We start from the raw sequence: 25,410 nt of genomic DNA, 5'->3' as shown, positions 1-25,410 counted from the left end.
AACCCGAGCGGGCATGCGAGACTGTTCTGCCGGGCACTGCCCCCGGGGTCTTTCGTTCAGGAGCTTCCATGTCGTTGTCCAGCGGGCTGATTGCCGTTGTTGCCCTGGCCTATATGGCCATCCTGTTCGCCATCGCCTTCTACGGCGACCGGCGCAGCACACCTTTACCCCCTCGGGTGCGGGCGTGGGTCTACAGCCTGTCGCTGGCGGTGTACTGCACCAGCTGGACATTTTTTGGCGCGGTGGGCCAGGCTGCCGAACAACTCTGGTCATTCCTGCCGATTTACCTCGGGCCGATCCTGTTGCTGGTGCTGGCCCCGTGGGTCTTGCAGAAAATGGTGATGATCAGCAAGCAGGAAAACATCACCTCCATCGCTGACTTCATCGCCGCCCGCTATGGCAAATCCCAGTCCCTGGCGATTGTGATTGCCCTGATTTGCCTGGTGGGTGTGTTGCCGTACATTGCCTTGCAGCTCAAGGGCATCGTGCTCGGGGTGAACCTGCTCATCGGCGCCGGGGCCGACACCACGGGCACCCGCGCCCAGGACACGGCGCTGATCGTTTCACTGATCCTCGCGCTGTTCACCATCGTGTTCGGCACCCGCAACCTGGACGCCACCGAGCACCACCGAGGCATGGTATTGGCCATTGCCTTTGAATCGCTGGTCAAGCTGTTCGCCTTCCTTGCCGTTGGCGCCTTTGTCACGTACGGGCTCTACGACGGATTCGACGATCTGTTCAACCAGGCGATGCTCGCGCCGCGGCTGGAGCAATACTGGAAAGAAACCATCAACTGGCCGTCCATGGTGGTGCAGACCGGGGTGGCGATGATGGCGATCATCTGCTTGCCGCGGCAGTTTCACGTGACCGTGGTCGAGAACATCGAGCCCCAGGACCTGCGCCTGGCCAAGTGGGTATTCCCCGCCTACCTGGCCCTGGCGGCGTTGTTCGTGGTGCCCATCGCCCTCGCCGGGCAAATGATGCTGCCCGACTCGGTGCTGCCGGATTCATTCGTCATCAGCCTGCCGTTGGCCCAGGCCCACCCGGCGCTGGCGGTGCTTGCGTTCATTGGCGGCGCCTCGGCGGCCACCGGCATGGTCATCGTGGCGAGTGTCGCGCTCTCCACCATGGTGTCCAACGACATGCTGCTGCCTTGGCTGTTGCGCCGCAACAACGCCGAGCGGCCCTTTGAAGTGTTTCGCCAGTGGATGCTGTCGGTTCGCCGGGTGAGCATTGTGGTGATCCTGCTGCTGGCCTATGTCAGCTACCGCCTGCTGGGGTCGACGGCGAGCCTGGCGACCATCGGCCAGATCGCCTTCGCCGCCGTGACCCAACTGGCGCCTGCCATGCTCGGCGCGCTGTACTGGAAACAGGCCAACCGTCGCGGGGTGTTCGCCGGCCTCGCCATGGGGATTTTCCTGTGGTTCTACACCTTGGTGTTGCCGATCGCGGCCCACAGCCTGGGCTGGTCGCTGAACAGTTTCCCGGGGCTTGCGTGGCTGCATGGCAACCCCTTGAACCTGCCGATTTCACCGCTGACCCAAGGGGTCGTGTTATCCCTGGCCGGTAACTTCACCCTGTTTGCCTGGATCTCCGTGCTGTCGCGCACCCGCGTGTCGGAACACTGGCAGGCCGGACGCTTCATCGGCCAGGAAATCAGCGCCCGCCCCAACCCCCGCTCGATGCTGGCGGTGCACATAGATGACCTGTTGCAACTGGCCGCGCGCTTCGTTGGCGAAGAACGGGCGCGCCAGAGTTTCATTCGCTTTGCCTACCGCCAGGGCAAAGGCTTCAACCCGAACCAGAATGCCGACAGCGAATGGATCGCCCACACCGAACGGCTCCTGGCGGGCGTCCTGGGGGCTTCGTCGACGCGCGCAGTAGTAAAAGCCGCGATTGAAGGTCGGGAGATGCAGTTGGAGGATGTGGTCCGAATTGCGGATGAAGCCTCGGAAGTGCTGCAATTCAACCGTGCACTGCTGCAAGGTGCCATCGAAAACATCACCCAAGGCATCAGCGTGGTCGATCAGTCCCTCAGGCTGGTGGCCTGGAACCGCCGATACCTGGAGCTGTTCAACTATCCGGACGGTTTGATCAGTGTGGGTCGGCCCATCGCCGACATCATCCGCTACAACGCCGAGCGCGGCCTTTGTGGCCCGGGCGAAGCAGAGGTCCATGTCGCTCGACGCCTGCACTGGATGCGCCAGGGCCGTGCACACACCTCTGAACGGCTGTTTCCCAATGGTCGGGTGATCGAGCTGATCGGCAACCCCATGCCCGGCGGCGGTTTTGTCATGAGTTTTACCGACATCACCGCTTTCCGCGAAGCCGAACAGGCCCTGACGGAAGCCAATGAAGGATTGGAACAACGGGTGGCGGAACGCACCCGGGAACTGTCGCAACTGAACATGGCCCTGACCGAAGCCAAAGGCACCGCCGAGTCGGCCTACCAATCCAAGACCCGTTTCCTGGCAGCAGTCAGTCATGACCTGATGCAGCCGCTCAACGCCGCACGCCTGTTCTCCGCAGCGCTGTCCCATCAGCACGACGCCTTGCCGAGCGAGGCCCGGCAACTGGTACACCACCTGGACAGTTCGCTGCGCTCGGCCGAAGACCTGATCACCGATCTGCTGGACATTTCCCGCCTGGAAAACGGCAAGATCAACCCTGACCGCAATCCATTTGCCCTCAACGAACTGTTCGATACCCTGGGCGCCGAGTTCAAGGTACTGGCCCAGGAACAAGGCCTCAAATTCCGGGTGCGGGGCTCACGACTACGGGTCGACAGCGACATCAAGTTGCTACGTCGTGTGTTACAGAACTTCCTCACCAATGCCTTCCGCTATGCCAAAGGCCCGGTACTGCTGGGCGTTCGCCGTCGCAATGGCGAATTGTGCCTGGAGGTGTGGGATCGCGGCCCAGGCATCGCCGAAGACAAACTGCAGGTCATTTTCGAAGAGTTCAAACGTCTCGACAGCCATCAGACCCGTGCGGAAAAAGGCCTGGGCCTGGGTTTGGCGATCGCCGACGGGCTGTGCCGCGTGCTGGGTCACACCTTGCGGGTGCGTTCCTGGCCGGGGCGCGGCAGTGTCTTCAGCGTCAGCGTACCGCTGGCCCAGGCGCAGACTGCCTTGCCCAAGCCCGCAGCCGAACTCAACGGTCATTTACCAAAAGGCGCCCAGGTGCTGTGTATCGATAACGAAGACAGCATTCTGATCGGCATGCACAGTCTGCTCACTCGCTGGGGCTGCCAGGTGTGGACGGCGCGCAACCGCCAGGAGTGCGAGCGTTTGCTCAGCGAGGGAAGCCGACCACAACTGGCCCTGGTGGATTTTCACCTGGACGATGGCGAGACCGGAACCGAGCTGATGGCCTGGTTACGCAGCCGTATGGGTGAACCGATACCAGGCGTGGTGATCAGCGCCGATGGCCGCCCTGAGACGGTGGCGCAGGTGCATGCGGCGGGTCTGGACTACTTGGCCAAACCGGTGAAACCGGCCGCATTGAGGGCGTTGTTGAGTCGGCATTTGCCGTTGTAGAGAATCGATTTCCCACTGTCAGGCACACACTGCCTGGCATCAAGCCCAGGTTTTTACATCAAGCCTGAGGCTTTTCGGTCTCTTCAGGCAGTTCGGGCAGCCCATCGACATCGGTCATTGCCCGTTCGAGCAGTTCGGCTGGCAGGCTTTTGCTGGCCCGGGCGCCGAGCAATTTGAGTTGTTCGCTGCGGCTGATCAGATTGCCACGCCCTTCTGTGAGTTTGTTGCGCGCCGCACTGTAGGCTTTGTCCAGTTGCTGCAAACGGCTGCCTATTTCGTCCAGGTCCTGAATGAACAGTACGAACTTGTCGTACAGCCACCCTGCCCGCTCGGCGATTTCCCGGGCGTTCTGACTCTGGCGCTCCTGTTTCCACAAGCTGTCGATCACCCGCAACGTCGCCAATAGCGTCGTCGGGCTGACGATCACGATGTTGCGGTCGAAGGCTTCCTGGAACAGGTTCGGTTCGGCTTGCAGCGCGGCAGAAAACGCGGCCTCGATCGGTACGAACAACAACACGAAATCCAGGCTGTGCAAACCATCCAGGCGCTTGTAATCCTTGCCGGCCAGACCTTTGACGTGGGCCCGCAAAGAGACCACGTGCTGCTTGAGAGCGAGTTGGCCGATGCTGTCGTCCTCGGCGGCCACATATTGTTGATAGGCCGTAAGACTGACCTTGGAATCCACCACCACCTGCTTGTCGCCGGGCAGGTAAATCAGCACGTCCGGCTGGAACCGTTCGCCGTCCGGGCCCTTGAGGCTGACCTGGGTCTGATACTCGCGGCCCTTCTCCAGGCCGGCGTGTTCAAGCACCCGCTCCAGAATCAGCTCACCCCAGTTACCCTGGGTCTTCTGGCCTTTGAGGGCACGGGTCAGATTGGTCGCTTCATCGCTCAGGCGCAGGTTCAGCTGTTGCAGCCGTTCCAACTCCTTGCCCAGGGAGAAGCGTTCCCGCGCCTCGGCTTGATAGCTTTCCTCGACACGTTTTTCAAAGGATTGGATGCGCTCCTTCAGCGGGTCGAGCAACTGCCCCAACCGCTGCTGACTGGTTTCCGCGAAGCGTTGCTCACGCTCATCGAAGATTTTTCCTGCCAGCTCGGCGAACTGTGCCCGCAACTCGTCTCGCGAACCTTGCAGGTCGTCCAGACGTTGCTGATGACTTTCTTGTTGCTCACGCAGTTCGACATGCAACGAAGCCGCCTGGGCATCGAGACGCCGCAGTTCCGCTTCTTTTGCGGCGCGCTCCAAGTTCCAGGCGTGGGCTGCGTCTCGGGCATTGTCGCGTTCGATCTGCAACAACTCGACTTCGCGACAAGCGGCGGCAAGCTCGGCTTGCCGGGCGGCGTTGGCCTGGCCCAAGTCGCTGATTTCATCGCGGCACGCATCGAGCTGGGCGTTCAAGCCGTCGTGGGCCATGTGGGCGGTGGCCAGACGCTCCTCCATTAACGCGAGTTCGGTTTGCGCGGCGTTGGCCTGGCGTTGCAGGTGCCAGGCCAGGGCGAGCAACGGCACCGCAGCACCCGCCAGGCCAAACAACAGGCTGGTCAAATCCATAGCCATGACAATTCCCGCCGATGAAATAAAGCCCGCAGGTTAACCAAGCGGCCAGGGGATGCCCAGCTCAGTCTTCGATTTCACCCAGCGCCTGGCGCGCACGATGATCCCCGGCCCTGGCAGCCTGACGCAGCAGATCCTGGCCAATACGGCGATCGCGCGCGTTCCCGCATTCACGGCACATCAGCTGACCGAGGCGACTTTGCGCAGCTACCACGCCTTCCCGGGCTGGTTGCTTGAGTAAACGGCCGGCCAAGTGTTTGACACTGGTGTTTTCCCCAAGGCGCGGGCTGTCGAGCAGCCATTCGGCCACGCGCATCGAAATGCGTTTGGGTGGGGTAACACCGGCGGGTGTGGAGGTAACAGGATTTGATACTGAGCGAAACTTCATAAAGCACTGTGGGACAGATCAGGAAGGCGCGCCACTCTACTCCTTTTTTCGCACGGGTAAAGTCGAAAAAATCCGGCACGCCCGTGCTAGAGCAAGCGCTTGGGACAATCCACAGAAGCTGTGGATAACTCAGTGGACAACCCCCCCTGAAGTCGCCGTAAGCCCTGTGGAACGGGGCCTGCGCTCAAACTGACGATTTTTTCACCAGTAAAAAAAAGCGATGTTTTTCATTGACTTAAATTTTGGATACAGGCACCCACCCCAGATTGTTTCCACATGACAATACGGTGACAACCACCGCATCGAGTGTGCACAAGTAACACGTGAAATGGTTATATGGTTGCGCCGTTTTGGCTCATTTGCGCGGTAAAACCTGGGGATAACCTGACGACGTGCGGGCCGTTGTCCGTCGGCTAAGCGCAAAACCATTGATCGGTTCCTGTGCTATGGCCGATCACCTATGGGCAAACAAGCGATCAGTCGGCGACCAGGCAGGATCTTTTTTTCCCATCGCCCTTCCCTTCGACCACTCGATCCGTTACTATCCGCGGCGTTAGTACCAAGCTGAAAGTCAATTCCGGGTCGAATACATCTCCACGGTCAGCCTTCTTCAAGAGAAGCCTCACCGACAAAAAGAGACCGACCCCCTCGATGGTTTCCAGGTAATTCTTGCGTCAACACTGCCTTTGATCGATTGCAAAGGATGTTGCCAGACTCGTTACTCTGACCGAACCAGCCTGCAAAATTGATCAGGATCTTCACCCCGGGCCCAGAACCTTTGCCCTTGATGTGTTGCCTGCCCTCCTAAGTACCTACCTGCCAGCCCAAGCGCGCACTTTATATAGCGCTCAAACTGGCTGCTTTGTTCCAGTCGGGTTCTTCGTTCGACCAATGGTGGTCGACGTTACTGGAACGTTTTAACGTTGCACGGTTCTTAACCGTGTCATTTGTAGGAACACCCAAAACATGTCGACTCAAATCCATACACAGGATGCCATCCGCACCCTAACCAACGCTTTTGCCCCAATGAACTGCCTGATCATGGCCGCTCGCAAAGGCTGCTTCAGCTTCACGCTGGTCAACGAACATGGCATCGCCCGTCACAGCGAACGCCTGTACCCCGATCAGTACTCCAGCGCAGAACCGCTGCAGGCCGTGATCGAGCGTACCCGTCAGGCACTGGTTGCCTGATACGCCGCAAAGGCTGAAACCCTAAGGCCCCGCCCCAAAAGCGGGGTTTTTTATTGCCCAGAATTTCTCGATAAAGCGCAACGGCTTAAGCACCGGGGGATATAACGGTTATAACCGTTCGGCGAAGATGTTTTAAAAACAGTCCTTTACAGCGGGAATATGACACTACACTTCAAGTCAAGCGGCATGATCCGCTTCCGGCGGAGCCTGAACCGAACCACTGCTGCCAAGCCCACACCCATTTCAGGCTCTGCCCCTTTCACGTTTCGAGGGTTTTATGGGTATCGCTGCCAGCGAACTGTGTCGATATGTGATCCGCCCGACGCTCCTGTACCTGGAGCGCCACAGTGCAACGGCGGAATCCTTGTTGCTGGGGATTGCCGCCAGCCAGTCCGCCCTGGGATCAGCCCTGCATGACCGTCGCGGGCACGGCCTGTACCGCATTCCCGAACCCCGCCACCGGGCGCTCTGGGACCATTACCTGGCTCTGGATCCGGAACGAGCCAGCCTGGTTCGGGGCCTGGCCAGCCAGCACGCCTTTCTCAGCGGCCCGCACCTGGAATTGACCGTCAATCTGCGTTACGCCACCGCCATTGCCTGGCTTTTGGTGGAGGAACAGAACCTCGCGCTTCCTGAAGCCGATGACCTGTTAGGCATGGCCCGGATCTGGCGCCAGACATTTCACCCTCAAGGGCGCCTGCGGGATTTCACCTGCGCCTGGCAAAGTTGTGTTTCGCCGCTGAATCAGGTCGCCTGCTAAGGTCAGATCTAGAAAGTTCCTACAACAGCCGCGAATTTGGTCTGATTGTCCTACAAAACCGCTCTAAATCAAGCCATACAGCCTATAGCGCTTAAACGAAAATGTTGGTAATTTTCGCCCCGGTGATCACCTGGAGTTCTAACAATGAAAAAAATGATGCTCAAAACCACCCTTGGCCTTGCCGTTACCTTGGCATCCACGCAGATTTTCGCCAGTGGCTTTGCCTTGAACGAACAAAGCATCAGTGGCATGGGCACCGGTTTCGCTGGGCGTTCTTCCTCTGCCGATGATGCAAGCACTGTGTTTGGCAACCCGGCCGGCATGTCGCGCCTCAAGCGCCAGCAAGTTACGGGCGGTATGGCCGCTATCGACGCGTCCACCGACATCAACGACGCCAGCGGTAGCCAATCGGGCACCAACAAGGGCGACATGGTGCCGTTCACTGCCGTTCCGATGGGCTATTACGTCAAGCCTATCGATGATCAATGGGCTTTCGGCCTGGGTGTATACGCACCGTTCGGCCTGATCACCGATTACGAAAGCAGCTTCCAGGGTCGCAACTTCGGCAGCAAGAGCGAAGTGAAAGTCGTCGCCTTCCAGCCCACCGTCAGCTACGCCTTCAACGACAAGGTGTCGATCGGTTTCGGCCCGACCATCAACCACATTTCCGGCGCACTGGAATCGACCCTGACCACGCCGCTTTCACCGAACGATGGCGAAGTGAAGATCAAGGGCGACGACATTGGCTATGGCTACAATATCGGCGTGCTGGTCCAGGCGACCGACACCACTCGTGTTGGCCTGACCTACAACGCTGAATACGAAAACAGCGCAAATGGCTTCGGTGTCGGTGCAACCTACCGCTTCTGATGATTCACGGCGAGCCTGAACCCCTCGCCATCTGAAGCGAAAAAAGCCCCGCACTCTGCAAAGAGGCGGGGCTTTTTCGTGACTGGCGATCAGGGGCGAGAGGCGATGGCCGCTTCTACCGCCTGGATGAATTCAGGATCGTCGGGTTTGGTCCGACTGGAGAAACTGGCGACGACTTTACCCTGGCGGTCCACGACATACTTGTAGAAATTCCATTTCGGTGCCCCGGACTGTTCGGCCAGATGCCTGAACAACGGGATGGCGTCCGCGCCGCGTACCGGTTGGGGCTCGGTCATGGTGAAGGTTACGCCATAATTGACGTAGCAGACCTTGGCCGTCTCTTCGCCGTCCTTGGATTCCTGTTTGAAGTCATTGGACGGTACCCCCAGCACTTGCAGACCGTCACCTTTATAGCGCTGGTTGAGTGCCTCCAGACCTTTGAACTGCGGGGCGAAACCGCAGAAGCTGGCAGTGTTGACCACCACCAGCGGCTGGCCGGCGAAACGCTGGCACAGATCGATGTTTTCCTTGGCCCGCAACTTGGGCAGCGAGCCCTCCAGCATGGGTGGGCAGTCAGCGGCCCATACGTGCCCGGTCAAAGCCAGCAGCAGAGCGGGTACAGCAAACCTGCGCATCAGCATGTCGCAATCTCCTTGAAAGCACGTCAGACCCCGACGTTACTCCCCCCTGCCCGGCGCCGTCCACCGCTCAGCAGGTGCCCATACCCAGTTGCATCAACGCCAGCCCGCCCTGATGCCACCCCCACCAGGCGACCACCAGCAGCAGGCCGGCACCGGCAGCAATCAACCACGGGCCTACGCGGCTCATGCCGCACCTGCCTGAACTTGCAGCCGCGCCACCGGACGCTCACGCACCGGCCAGTTCAACGCCGCCGCCAGCAGACTGAGCAGGATCGACACCTGCCAGATCAAGTCATAACTGCCGGTTCGGTCGTATACCACCCCACCCAGCCAGCCCCCCAGGAACGAACCTAACTGGTGGAACAGGAACACGATCCCACCCAACATTGAGAGATTTCGTACACCAAACAACGTCGCTACCGTGCCGTTGGTCAAAGGCACCGTCGACAGCCACAAAAAGCCCATCGCCATCCCGAACAGGTAAGCCGTGGTAGTCGTCACCGGCAACCACAGGAACAAGCCAATCACCACCGCCCGCAACAGGTACAACCCGGTCAGCAAGCGCGGCTTGGACATCCGACCGCCCAACCAGCCTGCGGTGTAGGTGCCGAAGATATTGAACAGGCCGACCAGGGCCAGCACGGTCGTGCCGACGCTGGCCGCCAGGTGCTGGTCCACCAGATAGGCCGGCAAATGCACGCCAATGAATACCACTTGGAACCCACAGACAAAAAAGCCAACCGCCAGCAGCCAGAAGCCGGAGTGGCTGCAGGCCTCGCGCAGCGCTTCGGACAAGGTTTGCTCATGACCGGTCAGCGGCGCAGGGGTGTCCTTGAGCATGCTCACCAGCGGCACGATCAGCGCCACCAGCAGCCCCAGCGCCAACAGCGCGGCAGACCAGCCGAGCCAGCCAATCAGCCCCAGCGTGCCCGGCAACATGGCGAATTGGCCGAAGGAGCCGGCAGCGCTGGCGATCCCCATGCCCATGCTGCGTTTTTCCGGCGGCACAGCACGCCCGACCACGCCGAGGATCACCGAAAACGACGTGCCGGACAGACCGATACCAATCAACAGACCCGCGCTCAATGAAAGCGACCATGGCGAGTCGGCCATGCCCATGAAGACCAGACCGAGGGCATACAGCACGCCACCGATGAGCACGACTTTCGCGGCACCGAAGCGGTCGGCCAGCGCCCCGGTAAAAGGTTGCGCCAAGCCCCAGATCAAGTTCTGCAAGGCAATGGCGAAGGCAAACACCTCACGACCCCAGCCAAACTCGGCACTCATCGGCGCCAGAAACAGCCCGAAGCCATGCCGTACACCCAGGGACAACGCCAGGATCAGCGCGCCGCCCACCAGAACCCAACCACAGGTACGCCACATCGATGTCATTATTATTCTCCGGTCACGGGTATATACCCGCTTATCTTCGAACGAACCGGCTTCACGCCAGTTCATCCAGCAAGGCCAGCAACGTTGCGCGCTTTTCGGCGCCCAGCTTATCGATCAATCGTTGTTGCGCCGCTTCCCAGGCCGGCAACGCCGCCGCCAGCCGGGCATGCCCGGCTTCAGTGAGTTCGACAATGCGATTGCGCAAGTCTTCACCTTCGGCCAGCGCCACCAGCCCCTCACCTTCCAGTACCCGCAGGTTGCGCCCCAGGGTGCTGCGGTCCAGGCCCATGGCCTCGGCCAGGGAAGAGATACTCGGTTGGTCCAGGCGCGCCAGGTTGCTCAGCAAGGAATACTGGGCGACGTTGATCCCGAAGCCGTCGAGGGCGCCGTCGTAATACCTGCTGACGCCCCGAGCAGCGCGACGCAGGTTGATGCACAAACATTGGGAGGCAAGCATAGTGCGTGTATATACCCGCGATTAAGTGAATGCAAATTTTAATTCAGGAAATTTCAAACTGAATCCCCAGCCAGACAGGTAGCGCTCAATTCCAGATCAGCACCAGCCCCACCAACACCACCATTTCAAGCAGCTCCAGCAAGGCGCCTGCCGTATCCCCGGTACAACCTCCCAGCCTGCGCAACATCATCTGGCGCAACCCGATAAATACCGTTAGAGCGATGACCAGCGCCGATACCCCGACCCAGCCCGCCACCAGCACGCCCCCCAGCGCACAGGCCAGCAATACCTGCCAGCCGCTGTGGCGCGGCAGATGGTCGGCGAGCGCCTGCCCTAACCCGCCGGCACGCACGTATGGGGTGGTCAGGAATAACCCCAGCAACGCGCCACGCCCCAACACCGGCACGATGATCAATGCCAGGGTTTGTCGCTGCTCGATCAGGGCCAGCAATGCGGCGAATTTGAGCAGCAGCACCAACACCAGCGTAATCACCGCAATCGGCCCGCTGCGAGGGTCTTTCATGATCAGCAGCGTACGCTCGCGATCGCCAAAACCGCCGAGCCAGGCATCCGCGCTGTCGGCCAGCCCGTCCAGGTGCAGGCCGCCGCTAAGCAGCACCCAAGCGGTGAGCAACAGGGCTCCATGGAGCAGCAGCGGCGTGCCAAGCAACAGGGCATCAAGCCCCCACAACAAGCCTCCGAACAACAGACCTACCAGCGGATAAAACAGCAACGAACGCCCCAACTGCGCAGGCTCAGGCATGCCCGGCAAGCGAACCGGCAGGCTGCTCAGGAACTGCAAGGCGATCCAGAACGCCAGCATCTTCAGCCCTCTTCCTTCAACACCGAACCAGGCGACACCCGAAGAGAAAACAGCGCGCCATGAGCCACTTCTACATTGAGCAACTGCTCCCGAGGCAGACCGCGGGCTCGCGCCAGCAGCAAGCGCATCACCCCGCCATGGCTGACCAGCAATACGCGCTGCCCTGCATACGCGGTCCTCAGGCGTTCAACCGCCGCCAGGACTCGCTTCGAAAACTCCAGCACCGGCTCGCCGTCTGGCGGGGTGAATGCGTAGGGATCGGCCCAAAAGCGGCCCAGCGCCTCGGCGTCGGTGTCCATCAACGCCGCCGCGCTGCAGCCTTCCCAGGCGCCGAAATGCAGCTCCTGCAGATCCTTGTCCAGGTGCACCGGCACATCGAGCTGGACGCCGAGTTGCTCAGTGAAACGAGCGCAGCGCTGCAACGGTGAACTCACCAGCCGATCCCAAGGCCCGCGCGCCGCGACCGCCTCGCGCATCTGCTGCCAGCCCCTGTCCGTCAAGGCATCGTCGAGGCTGCCACGCAGCCCGCCGCCCAGTTCGGTCTCGCCGTGGCGCAGCAGGTCCAGGTGCAAAGTCATGCCGGGCGATCCGCCACAGCCGCTTCGGCAAACGTCGCCATCTGCCCGTGAAGATCACACGCCAGGCGCAACAGCGGCACCGCCAACGCCGCACCACTGCCCTCACCCAGGCGCAGACCCAGGTCAATGAGCGGCTCAGCGCCGAGGGTTTCCAGAACGTGCCGATGCCCCGGCTCGGCACCGCGATGGCCGAACAACAGCCATTGCCTGCATTGAGGATTGAGACGCACCGCCACCAGTGCTGCGACGCTGCAGATGAAACCATCCACCAGCACCGCAACGCCCTGCTGGGCGCAGGCCAGATACGCGCCAGCCAACGCTGCGATTTCAAACCCGCCCAGGTTGAACAGTGTTTGCAGTGGATCGTTACGCTGTGCACCGTGCAACGCCAGGGCGCGCTCGATGACTTGAGCCTTGCGGCTGACACCCGCGGCGTCCAGCCCGGTGCCCGGCCCGACCAGGTGAGTCACCGGGCAGTCAAGCAAGGCACAGGCCAGGGCACTGGCCGCCGTGGTGTTGCCAATGCCCATTTCGCCGCCGATGAACAGCTGCGTTCCGGCGGCGACAGCACGCAACACACTGTCACGTCCGGCCAGCAATGCCTGCTCGCCTTGGGTCACGGTCATCGCCGGCCCCTGCACGAAATTCGCGGTACCTGGCCCCACGTTCAGATGCCGCACACCGGGTAGCGCCAGCGAAGGCGTCACAGTGCCCAGGTCAACCACTTCCAACGAGGCGCCCAGTTGCCGCGCCAATACACTGATCGCCGCGCCACCGCTGACGAAGTTGAGGAGCATCTGCCCGGTGACTTCCTGGGGATAGGCCGATACGCCTTCGGCCACCACACCGTGATCACCTGCGAAAATTGCGATCCAGAGTTGATCCAGGCTCGGCTTGACCTGCCCTTGCAAACCCGCCAGTTGCACCGCCACTGCCTCGAGTCGCCCCAGGGAGCCGGCCGGCTTGGTCAGTTGTTGCTGACGGACCGCAGCCTGCTCCAGGGCCTGGGTGTCGAGGGGCTTGCACGGGTCCAGCCACCAGCGATGATTCATAACGCAGTACCTTTGAGAGTCAGGGGCAAGCCGGCAACGGTCAGCACGACGCGCTGGCAACGTTCGGCCAAAGCTTGATGCAGCCAACCGGCTTCATCGACATAACGGCGAGTCAACTCGCCCAGCGGCACGACACCCATTCCGGTCTCGTTGCTGACAAAAATGATTTCGCCCGGCAGCGCGCCAACGCACTCCAGTAGAGCGTCACGCTCGGCGTTCAACTGCTCGAGGTTGTCGAGCATCAGCAGATTGGTCAGCCACAGGGTCAGGCAATCCACCAACAGGCATTGCCCTGAACCGGCGTTATCGCGCAGCACCCGCGCCAGGGCCAACGGCTCCTCCACCAGCGCCCATTCGGCCGGACGGCGAGCGCGGTGTTGGGCGACCCGTTCGTTCATCTCGCCATCCAGAGGTTGGCTGGTGGCGATGTAGGTAACGGGCAATCGGCTGTCTGTGGCGAGCTTTTCGGCCAGGCGACTCTTACCGGAGCGGGCGCCGCCGAGGATCAGTTGCAGCATGTTTTTTACCTTTCAAATTGGCCGTGTTGCTGCCGGCTTCATCGCGAGCAGGCTCGCTCCCACAGTGGTTGTGCGATGCACACAAGTCCCTTGTGGGAGCGAGCCTGCTCGCGATGAGGCCAGTGCAGCCACCCTAGATCCCACACAGCTCACGCAACAGCCCGGTATCCAAATGCCGCTCCACCAGATCCGCCAACCGCTCGATGTCCCGCTCGCGCAACCCGTGGTAGTCCACCGCCTGCACATTCTGCAACCCGGCCCAACGCAGCAAGGCGCTGCTGGCCGCCGCTGACTCGAACAGCCCATGCAGATAGGTGCCGAAAATCTGTCCATCCAGACTCTGGGCGCCATCACAACGCCCGTCATCCAACTGCACCGCCGGGTTTTCCAATGCCGGGCCTGAGGTTACACCGGCATGGATTTCATACCCGCTGACCTCGGCCTCTTCCAGGGCCAGTCGACCGCGCACATTGCGCAACTGCTTCTCGTGTTCCAGGGTCGTTTCGAAAGCCAGCAAGCCCAGCCCGGTGCTGGAGCCCGCGGCCCCTTCCAGCCCCAGCGGATCGTGGACCTGCTGGCCGAGCATCTGCAAACCGCCGCAGATGCCTAGCAACTTGCCTCCATAACGCAGGTGACGATGGATGGCCGTCTCCCAACCGTTGGCGCGCAGGTAGGCCAAGTCACTGCGCACGCTCTTTGAACCCGGCAGGATGATCAAGTCAGCCGCGGGAATGGGCTGGCCTGGGCCGATGAATTGCAGATCGACCTGCGGATGCAGGCGCAGCGGATCGAAATCGGTGTGGTTGCTGATGCGCGGCAATACCGGCACCACTACCTTGAGCACCTGCTCGGCCTTGTCGGCCTGCCGTTGATCGAGACCGTCCTCGGCTTCCAGATGCAGGTCCATCACGTACGGCAACACGCCAATCACCGGTTTGCCGGTGCGCGCCTCAAGCCAGTCCAGGCCCGGTTGCAGCAGGGCGATGTCGCCGCGAAAACGGTTGATGATGAAGCCCTTGACCCGCGCCTGTTCGCTGGGCGAAAGCAGCTCCAGGGTACCCACAAGGTGGGCGAAGACGCCGCCGCGATTGATATCGGCAATCAGCAGCACCGGACAGTCCACCGCCTCGGCAAAGCCCATGTTGGCAATGTCACCGGCGCGCAGATTGATCTCCGCCGGGGAACCCGCGCCCTCCACCATCACCACCGGATACGCCGCGCTCAAACGTTCGTGGGAGGCCAGCACCGCTTGCATCGCGATGGCTTTGTAATCGTGATAGGCCACGGCATTCATGGTGGTGACGGCGCGGCCATGGATAATGACCTGGGCGCCGGTGTCGCTGTTGGGCTTGAGCAGCACCGGGTTCATGTCGGTATGCGGTTGGAGACCGGCCGCCTGGGCCTGCACGGCCTGGGCACGGCCGATTTCACCGCCATCGGCCGTTACCGCGCTGTTGAGTGCCATGTTCTGTGGTTTGAACGGCACCACGCTCACCCCCTGACGCCTGACCCAGCGGCACAACGCCGTAACGAGAGTGCTTTTGCCGGCATCGGACGTGGTGCCCTGCACCATTACAGTGGTCATTGGATGTCCTTGGCGTAGGCCTCGAAAGCTTGCTCGAGGCGCAGGAATTCACCGTCATCGGCCGGCAACCCGAAGCGCAGGCTGCTGGTATGGGTAAACAACCGCAGAAGAATGCCGCGCTGGGCCATGAAATCGTAAAGTGCCTGGGCGTGCTCAGTGACCAGCCATTGGAACAACCCGCAGCCGCCCTGAGGCTTGAAGCCGTGGCGTTCGAGCGTCAGCGCCAGGCGCTGACTGGTGTCTTCGCAGCGTTGGCGCTGGCGGGCCTGGGCGTCGGTGTCCAGCAGGCACGCCTGGCCCACCACCCGGGTCGGCCCGCTGACGGCCCACGGCCCGACTTGTTCGGCGAGCAACTTGAGCAAGTGGCGCTCGGCCAATACAAATCCCAGGCGAGCCCCGGCCAGGCCAAAAAACTTGCCGAACGAACGCAGCACGATCAATCCGACCTGATGGGCATGGGCGGCCAGGCTCAGTTGTGGCGTGACATCCATGAACGCCTCATCCACCACCAGCCAGCCACCGCGCTGGGCCAATCGGGCATGCCAGTCCAGCAAGCGCTCGGGGCTCAACAGCAAGCCCGTGGGGTTGTTGGGGTTGACCACCACCAGCACGTCAAGGCTGTCGAGGAAGAAGTCCACCTCCGGCTCCAGCACTTCACGCACGATGTAACCACTGCGGCGCCAGGCTTCGGCGTGTTCGGCGTAACAGGGTGAGAGGACGCCGACCTTGCCGGCCCGACGCAGGCGCGGCAAGAGTTGGATGGCCATCTGCGAGCCCGCCACCGGCAGCACATGCTTGGCGCCGTAATAATCGCAGGCGGCCTGTTCCAACCCGTCATCGGTCTCAGGCAGGCGTGCCCAGGCCCGCGGTGCAATCGCCGGCACGTCGAACGGCCAGGGCGCCAGGCCGCTGGACAGATCCAACCAGTGCGCCTCGGCAATCGCGTATTGCCGGGCCGCGTTGCGCAGGCGCCCACCGTGCTCAAGCATAAAACTCAGCTCCCAGGCAGAGAATCAGCAACCACAACCATACGCCACGCTGGACCAGTTGCCAGCCGCGATCAATGGCGTCGGCGTTCGCCGGCGCGCCTTCGCCCAAGGGCGGACGTTGATGCAATTGGCCGTGATACACCGCCGCGCCACCCAGTTCGACCCCCAGCGCACCCGCGCCGGCGGCCATCACGGGCCCGGCATTGGGACTGTCCCAGGTCGGGCCCTGGGTGCGCCAGCACTTGAGCGCCAGGCGGGTTTTTCCAAGCACGGCGTAAGTCAGCGCCACCAGGCGCGCCGGAATGTAGTTGAGCCCATCATCGATCTTGGCCGCCGCCCAGCCGAAGCGCTCAAAGCGCTCGTTGCGATAGCCCCACATGGCGTCGAGTGTATTGCTCAGGCGGTACAACACCACACCTGGCGCGCCCGCGACGGCGAACCAGAACAGCGCGGCGAACACCGCGTCGCTGCCGTTCTCCAGCACCGACTCAGTGGCGGCACGGGCAACGGCAGTCTCATCCAGTTCAGCGGTTTCGCGACTGACCAGATAGCCGACCCGCCGGCGCGCTTCATCCAGATCCCCGCCGCGCAGAGCCCGGGCCACTGGCTCGACATGCTCCCCGAGACTGCGCAGGCCAAGGGCAAGGTACAGCGCCAGGATTTCCACCAGCCAGCCCACCAACGGCGCCCAGGACAGCGCCGTCGCGAGCAGGGTCAACGGCACCACGGCGATGATCCACGCCGTCACGCCATGGCTGCGCCAGCCACGCCCGCCGGAGTTGAAACGCTGTTCGATACGATCGGCAAAGCGACCGAACGCCACCAGCGGATGCCAGCGTCGGGGTTCGCCCAACAGCGCATCCAGCGCCACCGCGGCAGCACTGAGCAACGCCACACTCATGGGCTTACTCCCCAATGGTTTTCGTAGAGCAATTCATCCAGCGCACGCGGCTGCGCCCAGCCTTCCAGAGCGAGCATCGGTGCCGGGTAAAACCCCTCGACCGGCCCCAGGCACAATATTGCCAGCGGTTTCGCGCCGGCGGGCAGGCCCAACAGCTCGGCCAGGGCCTGGGGCTCGAACAGCGAAACCCAGCCCATCCCCAGCCCTTCGGCGCGAGAGGCCAGCCACAGATTCTGGATCGCGCAAGACAGCGAGGCCAGGTCCATTTCCGGCAGGGTTCGTCGACCGAAGACATAGCGCTCGCGATCATCCATCAACGCCGCCACCAGCACTTCGGCGCAGTCGTTGAGACCTTCGACCTTGAGCTTCATGAATTCATCGCTGCGCTCACCCAGGGCCTCGGCGGTGCGGATGCGTTCCTGTTCCACCAGTTGACGGAGTTGCCCACGCAAGGCGCGGTCGCTGATGCGAATGAACCGCCACGGCTGCATCAGACCCACACTGGGGGCTTGATGCGCGGCTTCCAGCAGGCGGCGCAGCAACGCTGGCTCAACGGTGCCGCCGGTGAAGTGGCGCATGTCGCGGCGTTCGGCGATGGCCCGGTAGACGGCATCGCGTTCGGCCTGGGAGAAGGAGTTGTCTGTCATGACCGCTTCGCGAGCAGGCTCGCTCCCACAGGGGTCAGGTGATCAGAGGTGGGGGCGAGCCTGTTGGCGATAGCGGCCTCAGGATCAGGCGCAAACAGCGCGGCAATCGCCCTTGGATTCGACGGAAAATAGAAGTGCACATAGGAAGCCGTCATCCGACCCTGCCGGAAAACCGCCTCCGCGCCACGCCCGCCATTGGGGCTATGGCCTCGGGCAATCGGCTCCAGCCCGGTGCTGGTGAGGGAATGATGATAGGTATGCCCGCGCAAAGTGCCCTCCGGCAACTCCACCGATTGCAGCGCCAGGGCCGCCAGACGCTTTTGCATCTGCGCGTCACCGGCCAGCAACCCAAGCAGCTCGGCGCGGGTGCCGTCCACATCCGTCAACGAGTCCAACAGATAAAGCATGCCGCCGCATTCAGCCAGCAAGGGTTTGCCTGCTTGATGGTGCGCGCGGATCGCCGCCAGCATCGGCGCGTTTTGCGCCAGCGCAACATGGTGCAATTCCGGATAGCCACCGGGCAGATACAGGCTGTCCGCCGCCGGCAGTTCGCTGTCATGAATAGGTGAAAAGAAGCTCAGTTGCGCGCCCATGGCTCGCAACAAATCAAGGCTGGCGCCATAGGTGAAGGCGAACGCTTCGTCCCGGGCCACGGCGATGTGCACACCTTCCAGCCACGGCTGCGCGGCAATCACCGCTGGCGCGACGAACTCCACAGCCGGCGGCAACGCCACTTCACAACTGCCAGCCAAGGCATCGGCGGCGGCGTCGAGGCGCAGGTCCAGATCATTCAATTCACTGGCCTGGACCAACCCAAGGTGGCGACTTGGCAGCTCGATACCGGTTTCCCGTGACAGGGCGCCGTACCAGCGCAGGCCTTCGGTCAGGCTGCCTTCGAGCAACTGCGCATGACGCAAGGTGCCGACCCGATTGGCCAGTACCCCGGCGAAAGGCAAGTCCGGCTGATACCGCGCCAGGCCCAGGGCCAGGGCACCGAAGGTCTGGGCCATGGCCGTGCCATCGATCACCGCCAGCACCGGCACGCCGAAGTGCCGGGCCAGATCGGCACTCGATGGCGTGCCATCGAACAGCCCCATCACCCCTTCGATCAGAATCAAGTCGGCTTCGGCAGCAGCTTCCCACAACAATCGACGACTCTCCTGCTCGCCGACCATCCACATGTCCAGTTGGTAGACCGGCGCGCCGCTGGCCCGCTCCAGGATCATCGGGTCGAGGAAATCAGGTCCGCACTTGAAGACCCGCACCCTACGGCCCTGCTTGCGGTGCAAGCGGGCCAGGGCGGCGGTGACCGTGGTTTTGCCCTGCCCGGAAGCAGGAGCGGCGATCAGCACCGCCGGGCAGTGACGACTCGCCAAGGGAACATCGCTCACAGTTCGACGCCCTTCTGCGCCTTGATACCCGCTTGGAACGCGTGCTTGATCATGCCCATTTCGGTGACGGTGTCGGCCAGTTCAATCAATTCCGGCTTGGCGCCGCGACCGGTCACCACCACATGCTGCATCGGCGGACGGGCCTGCAAGTCGCTCAGCACCTGGTCCAGGTCAAGGTAACCGTGCTTGAGGGCAATGTTGAGTTCATCGAGCACCACCAGGCCTATGGACGGGTCGCTCAACAATTGACGCGAAACTGCCCAGGCCGCTTCAGCCGCGGCGATGTCGCGCTGGCGATCCTGGGTTTCCCAAGTGAAGCCTTCGCCCATGACATGAAAGCGCACCTGCTCCGGGAAGCGACGGAAAAACAGCTCTTCACCGGTGCTGTTACGCCCCTTGATGAACTGCACCACGCCGCATTGCATGCCATGGCCCATGGACCGGGCCAGCATGCCGAACGCAGAACTGCTCTTACCCTTGCCGTTGCCGGTCAGCACCAGCAGCAGGCCACATTCGTTGGGCGAGTTGGCGATGCGCTCGTCGATCACGGCTTTCTTGCGCAGCATGCGCGCCAGGTGGCGTTCGTCGCGATCGGGGGTGTGGGTCATGGGAGCTCTCCGTTGGGATTGGATAACGGCGGGCGGGCACAAAAAAGACGGCAACAAGCCTGGCATCGCCCACCGTGATGCCGTTGGATGAATCAGGCCGGTCTCCGGGCTCATGAGCGGCGTGATGCCGGGCTGCGCGCCTTCCCATGTCTACGGACACAGTGGCTGGTGGCCTGTGTAGTGCCAGGCGCAGCGTTGACTCATTTACCGTTGCGGGGGCAGCGCCGGGTTCGTATGCACTCACCGGCTTCCCTGTTTCACTCTGTCGACCCAACGATCGCCCGGTCACAGAGCACCTGAAACAAGCCGCGAAGGTTAGAGGGTTGGGGGTGGAGCGTCAATTAAAGCCGGCACAGGTTCAACAGCGGACATTGGCCCTGATCAATAAAATGACGCCAATCTTGTGCCATGCTGCGGCAAGTGATATCAAATAGGCATCACGACCCGATATCACAATAACAAGAGGGCAAAAGCATGCAAGGCATGATCATCAGCAATCCAAAACTGGAATTCCTGCGCCCGGTGCTGGAACGCTGGTTTGACTGTATCGACCGTTACAACGCCGTGCGCGGCGATAACGACACACCTTACTGGTTCGATGAAAAAGCCAATCTTGGCTTGCTCTCGGCCGCAGCCTGGATGGCCGAGATGGTCACGCTGCAGAACACCCCCACTCGCAAACAGAATGAAGAAGGCGAACGCAACGTCAGCGCCGATCTGTTCATCGCCGGCACCGAGGAGCGCGCGTTCATCCAGGCCACTCAACGCTGGCCGAAGGTCAAGAACCTCAATCTCACCCAGCCGCTGCTCGACATCACCAGCGATGCCAAACGTATCAGCTATTCCAGTGACCTGCGATTGGGCTGCCTGTTCGTCGCACCGCAAAAGGCCCAGCAGAGCGCCACGCCGGAAGAACTGCAGGACATGATCGATGAACTGCAGAAGGAAAATACCTGCGCCGTGGCCTGGTACTTCCCTTATGCCTATCGCAAGTTGCGCAATGAGGCCGGGCAGTATCATCCGGGCATCGCCGTGCTGTTCAAGCAGGCCCACGGCTGACCGGTTGAACCATCGCGGGTCTAAGCTTCTCTATGAATAACCACCATGCACTCATAGGGAAGCCCGCATGCTCAAGCCACCACACCTTCTGATCGTCGCATTGGCCGCAGGGCTTGTTGCTTGCGGCGAGTCCTCCACACTGCAGGTTTCCGACGGCACTGGCCCCTCGCCAAAACTGCCGGAACCGAACAAGACCCTGATCCCCACCGTCAACATTGCCGAGGCTATCGGCTGGCCGGATGGCGCCAAACCTACCCCGGCCCAGGGCCTGCAAGTGGGCGCATTCGCCGAAGGGCTGGATCATCCACGCTGGCTCTACGTGCTACCCAACGGTGACGTGCTGGTGGCAGAAACCAACGCGCCGCCCAAACCGGACGACTCCAAAGGCATTCGTGGCTGGGTCATGGAGAAAGTCATGGGCCGCGCCGGCGCGGGGGTGCCCAGCCCCAATCGCATTACCCTGTTGCGTGATGCCAATCATGACGGCATCGCCGAAACCCGTACGGTCTTTCTGGAAAACCTCAATTCACCGTTCGGCATGACACTGGTGGGCAATGATCTGTACGTGGCCGACACCGACCGACTGATTCGCTTCCCTTATAAAGAGGGCGATACGCAAATCAAGGCGCAGCCGACCAAGGTCGTCGACCTGCCGGGTGGCACGCTCAATCACCACTGGACCAAAAACGTGATCGCCAGCCAGGACGGCAGCAAGCTGTACGTCACTACCGGCTCGAACAGCAATGTCGGGGAAAACGGCATGGAGGCCGAGGAAGGCCGCGCGGCCATCTGGGAAGTGGACCGTGCCAGCGGCAATCACCGCATCTTCGCCTCGGGCCTGCGCAACCCCAACGGCCTGGCCTGGGAGCCGCGCAGTGGCGCGCTATGGACCGCGGTGAATGAGCGCGATGAGATCGGCAGCGACCTGGTGCCGGACTACATCACTTCAGTCAAGGACGGCGCCTTCTATGGCTGGCCCTACAGCTATTACGGGCAGCACGTCGATAAGCGGGTCGAGCCACAAAAACCGGAACTGGTGGCCAAGGCCATCGCCCCGGATTACGCCGTCGGCCCCCACACCGCGTCACTGGGCCTGACGTTCGCCGAAGGCAGCACCTTGCCAGCGCCGTTTACCGAAGGGGCTTTCATCGGGCAGCACGGCTCATGGAACCGTAAACCCCACAGCGGCTATAAAGTGATTTTCGTCCCCTTCAACGCCGGCAAGCCGGTGGGGCAACCGGTGGATGTGCTGACCGGTTTCCTGAATGCAGATGAAAAAGCCCAAGGCCGACCAGTGGGTGTGGTGATCGACAAACAGGGCGGGCTGTTGGTGGCAGATGATGTGGGGAACAAGATTTGGCGGGTTTGGGCTAAATAACCGCTGAAGAAGCTGACCTGAACACTGGAACCTGTGGCCAGGGATTGTTCTCTCGCCACAAGAGCTCTGCTGAGCCGGCGCAAAAAGCGAACTTGAATCGTCAGGGATTACGCGCCAGATGCGCCGGTTGCAGCACACGCTTGGCACTCAGATAGGCTTTCTGCCAATAAGCCTTGGACAGGCTATCGAGCTTGACCGTACCCCCGGTCGCTGGTGCATGGACGAAACGCCCCTCCCCGACATAGATCCCGGCATGGCTGACCTGAGAGCCACCGTTGGTGGCGAAGAAAATCAAATCACCGGTCTGCAATGCGTCCTTACCGACACTCTGGGCGCGCATGCCAATCATCTCGCGGGTGGAACGCGGCAGGGAGATACCGGCCGCATCGCGATACACATAGCCGATCAGGCCACTGCAATCAAAGCCTGAATCCGGCGTATTGCCGCCCCACCGATAGGGTGTCCCCACCAACCCCAGCGCCCGGAACAGCACGTCTTCGGCAACCGGGGAAAAGCTTTGCGCGGGAGCGAATACCACCGGAGCCCGCGCTGGCGCAGGTGGCGGAGTACGGCTGGCGCAAGCGCTGAGCAGCGCGGCAAGGAGCATGAGAGCGAGGCGGGCCGACGTCGACATATGCAGAACAATCCTGATCTGGATGCGGCTTTTCTGCCGTGGGCATGAAAACAAAGCCGCCTGCGGAGTACGCAGGCGGATTGCCATCAATCAATGATCATGGATTCTAGCGGCTATGAGGCAAACTTCAAGTAAGACTTTAAGTTTGCCTTACAAACTGTGAGCTTACTTGCGAGCAGTGACCACGGTCGGTGCCATCGCGAGTGCGCGCTTGGCTTCGATGAAGGTCTTGCTCCAGTAGCTGTCGCCCAGGCTGTCGATTCGCACGCCACCGCTGCGACGGCTGCTGGAATGGATGAACTGGTTGTCACCCAGGTAGATACCGGCGTGACTGACGCGACCACGACGACCGTTGGTCGCGAAGAACAGCAGGTCGCCCGGCTCAAGCTCGTTACGAGCAACCAGCGGGGCCTTCACGTTGATCATTTCGCGAGTGGAGCGCGGCAGACTCATGCCAGCCTCTTCGCGAAACAGATACCCGATGAAACCGCTGCAATCGAAGCCGGCCTCGGAGGAACCGCCAAAACGATAGCGGGTACCGATCAAGGACATGCCCCGCTCCAGGATGCTGTCAGCCAGCACCGGAAGCTGATAAGGCTTGCTGCCGGCGAAGTCTGCCAGCTCTTTGTCGGTGGCCATTTCTTCCTCAAGTGCAACAGAGGAAGACTGGGCAGTAACGGAATTTTGAACCTGTGGCTGTTGCGCTTGCTGGGACACTGGAGAGTGGGCAGCACAACCGAACAACAGGGTAACGAGTGCGAGAGGCACCAGGGGTGCGAAGCGACTTAGCATGGGCACGACCGTGGCTGAAGTTGTAAAGATGGCGAGACTATGCCCACTATCAAGCTCATTTGCAAATTCAATCGATGCAAATGTGACTTCTCGGTTTTAGGTTTACATCTAAGCGCCCCAACCGTTTTCAACCCTCTGCAGCCTGCAGCCCAGAAGGGACGCGGGCTGTGCCGTGGTAGAAACAGGCTATAAGCCACTATTGCTGCGACTTCTACCAGCCAAGGGTTTCTTTCAAAAAAGGGATGGTCAGCTTGCGCTGGGCCTGAAGCGACGCCTGGTCGAGACGTTCGAGCAGTTCGAACAACGCGCTCATGCTGCGGGTGCCGCGGGTAAGGATGAAGTGCCCTACCTCATCGGTCAGGTGCAGGCCACGCCGGGAAGCGCGCAGCTGCAATGCACGGAGCTTGTCTTCATCGGAGAGCGGGCGCATCTGGAAAATCAGCGCCAGGGTGAGACGGGACTTGAGATCGGCCAGCTTCACCGGCAGCTCCCGCGGCGACGTCGATGCAGCAATCAGCAAACGCCGGCCGCTGTCGCGTAACCGGTTGAACAGGTGAAACAGCGCTTCTTCCCAATCAGCCTTGCCGGCCACCGCCTGAAGATCATCCAGGCAGACCAGTTCGTACTGTTCAAGGTTGTCGAGGATCTCCACGCCGCGATCCAGCAACTCGGCCAATGGCAGATACACCGCCGGCTCACCTAATTGCTCGAACCGCAGGCAAGCGGCCTGCAACAGATGCGTGCGCCCCACCCCGTCCTTGCCCCACAGATAAATCAGGCTCTCGGTCCAGCCGGCGTCGGCTTCGCAAAGCCGCTCGACATAGCCGAGTGCAGCGGCATTGGCGCCTGGGTAGTAGTTGATAAAGGTGGCGTCATCACGCAGACGCACACCTAGGGGCAGCTGAATCGGTTTCATGCTGACTGAACAGTTCCAAAAGAACCGTTAGTGGCCTCTGTGTAAAGTGCGCAAAGTTTATACCCGTGACGCGGACCGCACAATGCGCCGGACCACGAGCAAAATCAAAGGTTTGCAGCGACAGAACGATGGAGCGACGGTTTCCCTGACGCTGGGACAACCGCCGCGCCCGCCATTGGCGCTATAGCTCGGGGTCTTCGACGCCACTGTAGATGTCTGAATCCTTGTACAGATCGTGCATATGACGCACCAGCACCATGATCACCGCCGCCACCGGCAGCGCCAGCAGGACCCCGGTAAAACCGAACAACTCACCCCCTGCCAGGATCGCAAAGATCACCGCCACTGGATGCAGGCCGATGCGATCACCCACCAGCAACGGTGTCAGCACCATGCCTTCCAGCGCTTGCCCGACCATGAACACCGCCACGATGCCGACCATCGGGTACAGATCACCGCCAAACTGGAACAAGCCGGCAATCAACGCCGCGCCGATACCGATGACGAAGCCCATGTAGGGCACGATGGCCGCAAGCCCGGCGATCAAGCCGATCAATAGCCCCAGCTCCAGGCCCACCAGCATCAATCCCGCCGCATAGATGAAGCCCAGCGCCACCATCACCAACAATTGCCCTCGCACAAACGCCCCCAACACTTCATGGCATTCGCCGGTCAGGGTCATGATGCGTTCTTCACGATGGCGTGGCAGCAGGCTGCGAATCTTGGCCATCATCAAGTCCCAGTCG

The 25,410-nt window shown here is 61.5% G+C and carries 24 protein-coding genes, 1 pseudogene and 1 riboswitch; of the genes and pseudogenes, 6 read left to right on the top strand and 19 right to left on the bottom strand.

Going from position 1 to position 25,410, the window contains the following annotated elements; genetic code table 11:
• Window positions 1-68 precede the first annotated feature (68 nt).
• Window positions 69-3,539, top strand: a complete 3,471-nt coding sequence (locus tag GSM73_RS24815; RefSeq protein ID WP_160894115.1) for a PAS domain-containing hybrid sensor histidine kinase/response regulator — start codon at window positions 69-71, stop codon at window positions 3,537-3,539.
• 58 nt (window positions 3,540-3,597) lie between these two features.
• Here the strand turns inward: GSM73_RS24815 and rmuC are convergent, their stop codons facing one another.
• Both rmuC and GSM73_RS24805 read right to left on the bottom strand, forming a co-directional pair.
• Window positions 3,598-4,980, bottom strand: coding sequence for a DNA recombination protein RmuC (gene rmuC / locus GSM73_RS24810; RefSeq protein WP_178129685.1), 1,383 nt, complete (start codon window positions 4,978-4,980; stop codon window positions 3,598-3,600).
• Between the two features lie 178 nt (window positions 4,981-5,158).
• On the bottom strand, window positions 5,159-5,482 hold the full coding sequence (locus tag GSM73_RS24805; RefSeq protein WP_076383767.1) for a hypothetical protein: 324 nt from the start codon (window positions 5,480-5,482) through the stop codon (window positions 5,159-5,161).
• A 966-nt stretch (window positions 5,483-6,448) separates the two neighbouring features.
• On the opposite strand from GSM73_RS24805, the gene GSM73_RS24800 reads away from it, so the two are divergent.
• From GSM73_RS24800 to GSM73_RS24790, 3 genes and pseudogenes are all read left to right on the top strand, one after another.
• Entirely contained in the window at window positions 6,449-6,673 is a 225-nt protein-coding gene (locus tag GSM73_RS24800; RefSeq protein WP_007898912.1) for a hypothetical protein, read from the top strand.
• A 277-nt stretch (window positions 6,674-6,950) separates the two neighbouring features.
• Window positions 6,951-7,433, top strand: a complete 483-nt coding sequence (locus GSM73_RS24795; protein ID WP_047228705.1) for a hypothetical protein — start codon at window positions 6,951-6,953, stop codon at window positions 7,431-7,433.
• 144 nt (window positions 7,434-7,577) lie between these two features.
• Window positions 7,578-8,273 (top strand): annotated as a pseudogene (locus tag GSM73_RS24790) (OmpP1/FadL family transporter); the annotation flags it as partial.
• A 119-nt stretch (window positions 8,274-8,392) separates the two neighbouring features.
• Here the strand turns inward: GSM73_RS24790 and GSM73_RS24785 are convergent.
• From GSM73_RS24785 to cobO, 13 genes are all read right to left on the bottom strand, one after another.
• Window positions 8,393-8,944 carry a glutathione peroxidase gene (locus GSM73_RS24785; protein WP_076383766.1) on the bottom strand — a complete coding sequence of 184 codons (552 nt, stop codon included), beginning with the start codon at window positions 8,942-8,944 and terminating at the stop codon, window positions 8,393-8,395.
• Window positions 8,945-9,127: 183 nt separating this feature from the next.
• Window positions 9,128-10,336, bottom strand: coding sequence for an MFS transporter (locus tag GSM73_RS24780; RefSeq protein ID WP_076383765.1), 1,209 nt, complete (start codon window positions 10,334-10,336; stop codon window positions 9,128-9,130).
• 52 nt (window positions 10,337-10,388) lie between these two features.
• A complete protein-coding gene (locus GSM73_RS24775) occupies window positions 10,389-10,793 on the bottom strand; it encodes a MarR family winged helix-turn-helix transcriptional regulator (protein ID WP_047228709.1) in 405 nt (134 codons plus the stop codon).
• Between the two features lie 85 nt (window positions 10,794-10,878).
• Window positions 10,879-11,616 (bottom strand): adenosylcobinamide-GDP ribazoletransferase, encoded by a 738-nt coding sequence (locus GSM73_RS24770; protein ID WP_139049377.1) that lies wholly within the window; start codon window positions 11,614-11,616, stop codon window positions 10,879-10,881.
• Window positions 11,617-11,618: 2 nt separating this feature from the next.
• The gene (cobC, locus tag GSM73_RS24765; protein WP_160894111.1) at window positions 11,619-12,194 is read right to left on the bottom strand and encodes an alpha-ribazole phosphatase family protein; all 576 of its coding nucleotides are present in this window, start codon (window positions 12,192-12,194) and stop codon (window positions 11,619-11,621) included.
• The gene (cobT, locus tag GSM73_RS24760) at window positions 12,191-13,246 is read right to left on the bottom strand and encodes a nicotinate-nucleotide--dimethylbenzimidazole phosphoribosyltransferase (protein WP_076383762.1); all 1,056 of its coding nucleotides are present in this window, start codon (window positions 13,244-13,246) and stop codon (window positions 12,191-12,193) included. The genes cobC and cobT overlap by 4 nt, the downstream gene beginning before the upstream one ends.
• Entirely contained in the window at window positions 13,243-13,764 is a 522-nt protein-coding gene (gene cobU / locus GSM73_RS24755) for a bifunctional adenosylcobinamide kinase/adenosylcobinamide-phosphate guanylyltransferase (RefSeq protein WP_047228713.1), read from the bottom strand. Before cobU ends, cobT begins: the two co-directional genes overlap by 4 nt.
• A 133-nt stretch (window positions 13,765-13,897) precedes the next feature.
• Entirely contained in the window at window positions 13,898-15,349 is a 1,452-nt protein-coding gene (locus GSM73_RS24750) for a cobyric acid synthase (protein ID WP_160894109.1), read from the bottom strand.
• Window positions 15,346-16,338 (bottom strand): threonine-phosphate decarboxylase CobD, encoded by a 993-nt coding sequence (cobD, locus tag GSM73_RS24745; RefSeq protein ID WP_160894107.1) that lies wholly within the window; start codon window positions 16,336-16,338, stop codon window positions 15,346-15,348. The genes GSM73_RS24750 and cobD overlap by 4 nt, the downstream gene beginning before the upstream one ends.
• Complete coding sequence (gene cbiB, locus GSM73_RS24740; protein ID WP_076383759.1) at window positions 16,331-17,239, bottom strand: adenosylcobinamide-phosphate synthase CbiB; 909 nt, start codon at window positions 17,237-17,239, stop codon at window positions 16,331-16,333. The genes cobD and cbiB overlap by 8 nt, the downstream gene beginning before the upstream one ends.
• The gene (bluB, locus tag GSM73_RS24735) at window positions 17,236-17,886 is read right to left on the bottom strand and encodes a 5,6-dimethylbenzimidazole synthase (RefSeq protein WP_047228717.1); all 651 of its coding nucleotides are present in this window, start codon (window positions 17,884-17,886) and stop codon (window positions 17,236-17,238) included. Before bluB ends, cbiB begins: the two co-directional genes overlap by 4 nt.
• Window positions 17,883-19,277, bottom strand: coding sequence for a cobyrinate a,c-diamide synthase (locus GSM73_RS24730; protein ID WP_047228718.1), 1,395 nt, complete (start codon window positions 19,275-19,277; stop codon window positions 17,883-17,885). Before GSM73_RS24730 ends, bluB begins: the two co-directional genes overlap by 4 nt.
• The gene (cobO, locus tag GSM73_RS24725; RefSeq protein WP_047228719.1) at window positions 19,274-19,885 is read right to left on the bottom strand and encodes a cob(I)yrinic acid a,c-diamide adenosyltransferase; all 612 of its coding nucleotides are present in this window, start codon (window positions 19,883-19,885) and stop codon (window positions 19,274-19,276) included. Before cobO ends, GSM73_RS24730 begins: the two co-directional genes overlap by 4 nt.
• 77 nt (window positions 19,886-19,962) lie before the next feature.
• Window positions 19,963-20,200, bottom strand: a riboswitch (cobalamin riboswitch).
• A 159-nt stretch (window positions 20,201-20,359) separates the two neighbouring features.
• Between cobO and GSM73_RS24720 the strand changes: the two genes are divergently transcribed.
• Window positions 20,360-20,944 carry a hypothetical protein gene (locus GSM73_RS24720; protein ID WP_047228720.1) on the top strand — a complete coding sequence of 195 codons (585 nt, stop codon included), beginning with the start codon at window positions 20,360-20,362 and terminating at the stop codon, window positions 20,942-20,944.
• Between the two features lie 67 nt (window positions 20,945-21,011).
• A complete protein-coding gene (locus GSM73_RS24715; protein WP_047228721.1) occupies window positions 21,012-22,322 on the top strand; it encodes a sorbosone dehydrogenase family protein in 1,311 nt (436 codons plus the stop codon).
• Between the two features lie 100 nt (window positions 22,323-22,422).
• On the opposite strand, the gene GSM73_RS24710 is transcribed toward GSM73_RS24715, so the two are convergent.
• From GSM73_RS24710 to GSM73_RS27960, 4 genes are all read right to left on the bottom strand, one after another.
• Complete coding sequence (locus tag GSM73_RS24710) at window positions 22,423-22,956, bottom strand: C40 family peptidase (protein WP_160894105.1); 534 nt, start codon at window positions 22,954-22,956, stop codon at window positions 22,423-22,425.
• Between the two features lie 165 nt (window positions 22,957-23,121).
• Window positions 23,122-23,748 carry a C40 family peptidase gene (locus tag GSM73_RS24705; RefSeq protein ID WP_047228723.1) on the bottom strand — a complete coding sequence of 209 codons (627 nt, stop codon included), beginning with the start codon at window positions 23,746-23,748 and terminating at the stop codon, window positions 23,122-23,124.
• 211 nt (window positions 23,749-23,959) lie between these two features.
• Window positions 23,960-24,664, bottom strand: coding sequence for a DnaA regulatory inactivator Hda (gene hda, locus GSM73_RS24700; protein WP_003178999.1), 705 nt, complete (start codon window positions 24,662-24,664; stop codon window positions 23,960-23,962).
• 181 nt (window positions 24,665-24,845) lie between these two features.
• The coding region (locus tag GSM73_RS27960) for an AI-2E family transporter (protein WP_256677089.1) at window positions 24,846-25,410 on the bottom strand (565 nt) is incomplete at its 5' end.

The organism is Pseudomonas sp. PICF6, from assembly GCF_009831705.1.
In the GTDB taxonomy this organism is placed as follows: Bacteria; Pseudomonadota; Gammaproteobacteria; order Pseudomonadales; family Pseudomonadaceae; genus Aquipseudomonas; species Aquipseudomonas rhizophila.
The sequence above is the reverse complement of the archived record's forward strand: the minus strand, read 5'-3'. Positions and strand labels throughout refer to the sequence as shown.